The 5,417-nt window shown below is 32.4% G+C and carries 5 protein-coding genes; all 5 read left to right on the top strand.

The window, feature by feature from the left end; genetic code table 11:
- Window positions 1-905 precede the first annotated feature (905 nt).
- The 5 genes from priA (at window position 906) to rplI (ending at window position 5,390) form a co-directional block, all read left to right on the top strand.
- Window positions 906-3,356, top strand: a complete 2,451-nt coding sequence (priA, locus tag RH98_RS14525; protein WP_010256911.1) for a replication restart helicase PriA — start codon at window positions 906-908, stop codon at window positions 3,354-3,356.
- 241 nt (window positions 3,357-3,597) lie between these two features.
- Window positions 3,598-4,140, top strand: coding sequence for a DMP19 family protein (locus RH98_RS14520; protein WP_010256908.1), 543 nt, complete (start codon window positions 3,598-3,600; stop codon window positions 4,138-4,140).
- A gap of 96 nt (window positions 4,141-4,236) precedes the next feature.
- Window positions 4,237-4,578 (top strand): 30S ribosomal protein S6, encoded by a 342-nt coding sequence (rpsF, locus tag RH98_RS14515; RefSeq protein ID WP_010256905.1) that lies wholly within the window; start codon window positions 4,237-4,239, stop codon window positions 4,576-4,578.
- Between the two features lie 5 nt (window positions 4,579-4,583).
- Window positions 4,584-4,880, top strand: a complete 297-nt coding sequence (gene rpsR / locus RH98_RS14510) for a 30S ribosomal protein S18 (RefSeq protein ID WP_010256901.1) — start codon at window positions 4,584-4,586, stop codon at window positions 4,878-4,880.
- 66 nt (window positions 4,881-4,946) lie between these two features.
- Window positions 4,947-5,390, top strand: a complete 444-nt coding sequence (rplI, locus tag RH98_RS14505; protein ID WP_010256897.1) for a 50S ribosomal protein L9 — start codon at window positions 4,947-4,949, stop codon at window positions 5,388-5,390.
- The last annotated feature ends 27 nt before the right edge of the window (window positions 5,391-5,417 follow it).

The raw sequence follows: 5,417 nt of genomic DNA, 5'->3' as shown, positions 1-5,417 counted from the left end.
TAATAATATCCACAAAGCATGAAGCAAATTGTTTCGTGCTTTTTTTATTTTTATACTTCTTAAATGAATTTGGTTTTTATCACCAATAATTAGTATTAAAAATTGTATATTTGTCTTGTTATTCAGTGTTCTAGCTGATGTTTTTAGACAAAATTACACAAATCAAAGTCCGTGTTTTTCTTCTAAATTGACTGTAAAAAAGTCAATTTACAATCCCCCTTTTTTCAAATTTTCAGGAATCTAATTCAGGTTTCGTCCCAGTGTTGTTCGAGGACGGTTGCAGTCTTGTTCGGGAATACCCCTGTTTTTGCAATGCAGAGCTGAGTAATTCTCGAACCCTTCTCGAACAAAGTCCCTATTTAACTCTGTGAAATGCTTGTTAAGCCCTGTAAATGCTGGGTTTTGTTTAAAATGTGTTTTGCAAAAAAGGTTAATAAATGTATTTTTTGGTCATTATTTGCCCTTGCAGTAAATAGGTATAGTGGTTTTTTGTATTGAATGACATTATTGTTAGAGTAGGAGAGATGAAATTATAGTATTCAAATATTCCATGAATCGTTTTATATTTTTCTGTTCAAAAAAAATCTTCAAATATCTTGGATTCAACGAATAACTGCAACAGTTGTATTTACTACTGTTTTTTGTTTTGATTATCTTTATAAGGAAGAAGATTGGTTTACAACTGTTTTTTGCTACTTCGGCTCCGAATAAGGGAATTACATTAGTCAAGACTCGATAGGTCTAGCAGGTGTTAGTTTATGTATGGGTATATAGAGTATTTTACAAGATGACATGAACTGATTAGAATTATAGAATTTTATTAATGGGTTTTAAATAAAGGAACAATCAATTCTATGAAACCAATGTAAACTATTTATCTTTGTTTTTATTATAAAAAAGAGAAGATGCACTACTTTGTTGAAGTTATAGTTCCTTTAGCATTAGATCCTACATTTACTTATCAAGTGAGTGAAACGGAGTTTGATTTTATTCAAGTAGGAATGAGGGTAGCAGTACCTTTTGGTAAATCAAAAGTCTATACTGCTATTGTGATCGAAAAGCACAATCGTGCGCCAGAATTATACACAGCCAAAGAGATTAATGAAATTATAGATATTACGCCAGTAGTGACAATGCAGCAAATTACACAATGGCGATGGATAGCTGATTATTATATGTGTACGATTGGTGAAGTGTATCGATGTGCTATGCCTTCTCGATTATTACTTGAAAGTGAAACATTAATTCAATATAACCCTAAAAATAGTATTTCACCTGAGAGCCTTGATGATTCTGAATATCTACTTTACGAGGCGATGCAAGTACAAGCTATTTTAAAGGTAGAGGAGATAATAGGTATTTTAAATAGAAAAAAAGTATTTCCAATCATTAATTCGCTATTAGAAAAGGGAATGATTTTCTTGCAAGAGGAGATGATTGAGAAATATAAACCAAAGCAAATACGCTATGTACGATTAGCTGAGACTTATCTAGAAGAAAACGGATTAGCTGAATTGTTAGAATTGGTTTCTCGAGCTGAAAAGCAGAGAGAAATGATTTTAAAGTTTTTTCAATTAAGTGCTACTACTAAAAAACCGATTACTGTTAAGCAATTAGTAGAGGAGTCAGAGGGTTCTTCTGCAACGGTAAAAGCACTTATTGATAAAGAAATTTTTGAAGAGTATTACCTTAGTCAAGATAGGGTGATTTTTGGAGATGCAGTACAAGAGGTGATTGAACTTAACGATGAGCAAAGTAAAGCGCTTTGGGAAATCGAGAAGTTTTTTGAAACAAAAGATGTGGTTTTACTTCATGGTGTGACAGCCTCTGGGAAAACGGAAGTATATATAAAGTTAATAGAGCAATATTTAGCACAAGAAGGGCAAATATTGTTTTTAGTTCCTGAGATTGGCTTGACTACACAATTGGTTACTCGTTTGACAAATTACTTCGGAAATCAAGTTGCTGTTTACCATTCTAAGTATTCCCATAATGAGCGATTGGAGGTTTGGGATCAAGTCTTGAATCAGTCAGAAAAAGCGAAAATCGTTATCGGTACACGTTTATCTGTTTTTCTACCTTTTCAAGATTTACAATTGGTAGTAATAGATGAAGAACAAGAGCCAAATTATAAACAGCACGATCCAGCACCTCGTTATCACGGGAGAGATTGCGCAGTAGTGCTTGCTACTCAACATAAGGCTAAAGTGGTGATGGGGTCTGCTACGCCAAGTCTAGAAAGTTATTACAATGCGACTCAAGGAAAATATGGTCTTGTAAATCTTAGTAAGCGATATTCTAATGTTGTCTTACCTGAAATTGTACTTGTAGATATTAAGGACAAATATAAGCGTAAGCAAATGACAGGGCATTTTTCTGATTATTTAATTGATGAGATTAATATGGCACTTTCATTAGAAGAGCAAGTTATTTTGTTTCAAAATAGAAGAGGTTTTTCGCCAGTAGTGGAGTGCATGACTTGTGGTGCTGTACCTGAGTGTCCTCACTGTGATGTGAGCTTGACGTATCACAAGTATAAGAAAGAATTGCGCTGCCACTATTGTGGTTATACGTTACCAATGCCTAAACAGTGTTACCGTTGTCATAGTGTAGATTTAAATACAAAAGGTTTCGGGACAGAACAAGTAGAAGAAGAGTTGAAAAATCTGTTCCCCAATAAGAGAATTGGAAGAATGGATCAAGATACAATGAGGGGGAAGTATGGGTATGAAAAATTAGTAGAAGCATTTGAGGGGAAGCAAATAGATATTTTAGTAGGGACTCAGATGTTAGCTAAGGGATTTGATTTTAGCAATGTCAATCTAGTTGGTATTTTGAATGCTGATAATAGTTTGTATCATCCTGACTTTAGAGCACATGAACGCGCTTATCAAATGATGATTCAAGTGGCGGGTCGTGCGGGAAGAAAAGATAAGAAAGGAAGAGTAGTGATACAAACATTTAATCCTTATCACAATATTATTCAGCAAGTCACCAATAACGACTATATAGGGATGTACAAAGAACAAATGTACGAGCGCTATAATTTTAAGTATCCCCCATTTTATCGTTTAGTGCGATTAACACTTAGACATAGAGAGTTTGAAAAATTGAAAGAGGCTTCTTTTTGGGTTTATAATAGTTTAAAGCAACAGTTGGGTATTCCTGTTTTAGGACCTGAAGAGCCTGCAATTAATAGAATAAGAAATCAATATATAAGAGTTATTTTGATTAAGATTCCTCAACAAGTACCTCTGAATAAAACAAAAGTGGAGATTAGAAAAATACTAAAGAGTTTTGAAGCAATAGGTACTTATCGTTCTGTAAAGGTAGTGGCGAACGTTGATTTTTATTAACTGGATAAGTTGTATTTAGTTGTCTATAAATGTGTTAGATTGATTTTTATGATAGTTGAGGTGGGTATAAACGTTAAGTTGGCGTTTCACTTTTTCTCATATAATGACTTTTTTGAAGGTTTTAAACAGAATGAACTCTTGATAAGATTTGTTTCGTAATCTAATTATATAATATTTAAAGTGTAGCTTTGATAAGTATTACATGCTAAAAGAATCATCTAACAGTAAAATCAAAATATATATGAAAAATTTAAAAATAGTAGTTTCAGAAGAATCTTTTCATAGTAAAGAGGTTTATGATATAATAGCTTCTAATATAAGTATGGTAAATCTTATTAGAGAAGAAGGAGGAATGATTGAAAAAGATATTCACCCAGATGCATTATTAAGTTATTTGGTAGATTATTATATCGCACAATATAAAAATGGTAATTTCTCTCAGATTGTTTGGAATTCGGGAGCTGATTTAGACTTTTTGGAAAAAGTAGAAGAAGGTTTAGAGAAAATGGGAGCAAAAGAGCATTTAGCTTTACTTCAAAAGCAGGTGAAAGTATTAAAAGATATGGATTATGAAGTGTTAGAGGCTTTTTTGGAAACAGATTATTTTGGTACAAATCCTACAAGGGATGCATTGAAAAATGACGACTTTTATTCTATTAAAGAGGATGAAGTGGAGTTAAATGCTAAATGGTTGAGAAACCATCCTGATTTAGCAGTGTTATCAATTGAAGATATGTATCGCTACGCTGAAAAGGTATTAGGAACTACTATTGTAAGGGAATAATATAAAGGTTGAAATTAATTGAAAATCAATTTGGATTGCAATAATAAAGATTGTATTTTTGCACCCAATTTTTATAACAAATAAAATTTTTTATTTATGAATCATTATGAAACTGTTTTCATCTTGAATCCCGTTTTATCTGAAACTCAGGTAAAGGAAACAGTAGCGAAATTCGAAGAATTTCTTACTTCTAGAGGAGCTGAGATGGTATCAAAAGAAGATTGGGGCTTAAAAAAATTAGCTTACGAAATTCAAAACAAAAAAAGTGGATTCTACCACTTATTCGAGTACAAAGTACCTGGAGATGTTATCATCAACCTTGAAACTGAGTTTAGACGTGATGAAAGAGTTATGCGTTTCTTAACAGTAGCTTTAGACAAACATGCTATATCTTGGGCTGAAAGAAGAAGAGAGAAATTAAAATCTAAAAAAGCTTAATTGTTATGTCAAGTATAGAACAATCTGCAAAAGGGAAAAAAGACGGAGATATCAGATATCTAACGCCTTTAAACATCGAAACTAACAAAACTAAAAAGTATTGTCGTTTCAAAAAATCAGGAATTCAATATATCGATTATAAAGATGCTGATTTCTTATTAAAATTCGTAAACGAGCAAGGTAAAATTTTACCACGTCGTTTAACAGGAACTTCTTTGAAATTCCAAAGAAAAGTATCTGTAGCGGTTAAAAGAGCTCGTCACTTAGCTTTAATGCCATACGTAGCGGATTTATTAAAATAATAAAAAAACAAAGTTGTTGGTTTTCAAATCTATGAAACCTAACTTCTTCTAAAAAAGGACATCAACATGGAAATTATCTTAAAACAAGACGTTCAAAAATTAGGATTTAAAGATGACGTAGTAACTGTTAAACCAGGATACGGACGTAACTATTTAATTCCTCAAGGATTGGCTGTTTTAGCTACTCCTTCTGCTAAGAAAGTATTAGCTGAGAACTTAAAACAAAGAGCTCACAAAGAAGCTAAATTAGTTGCTGACGCTAAAGAAATCGCTGAAGCGATCAAAGCAATTGAGATCAAAATCACTGTTAAAGCAGGTGGAGAAAAATTATTTGGATCAGTTACTAACCAAGATTTAGCTGAAGTTTTCGCTAAAAATGGTCAAGCTATCGATAAAAAATATATCACTTCAGGTGTTATCAAACGTTTAGGTAAATATACTGCTACTGTACGTTTACACCGTGATGTAATTGTTGAGGTAGAATACGAAGTAATTCCAGAGCAAGAATAATCATTAGATTATATAAATAAAAAAAGA

The sequence above is a fragment of the Myroides injenensis M09-0166 genome (assembly GCF_000246945.1).
Lineage (GTDB): Bacteria > Bacteroidota > Bacteroidia > Flavobacteriales > Flavobacteriaceae > Flavobacterium > Flavobacterium injenense.
This window is presented reverse-complemented; position numbering and strand designations above follow the sequence as displayed.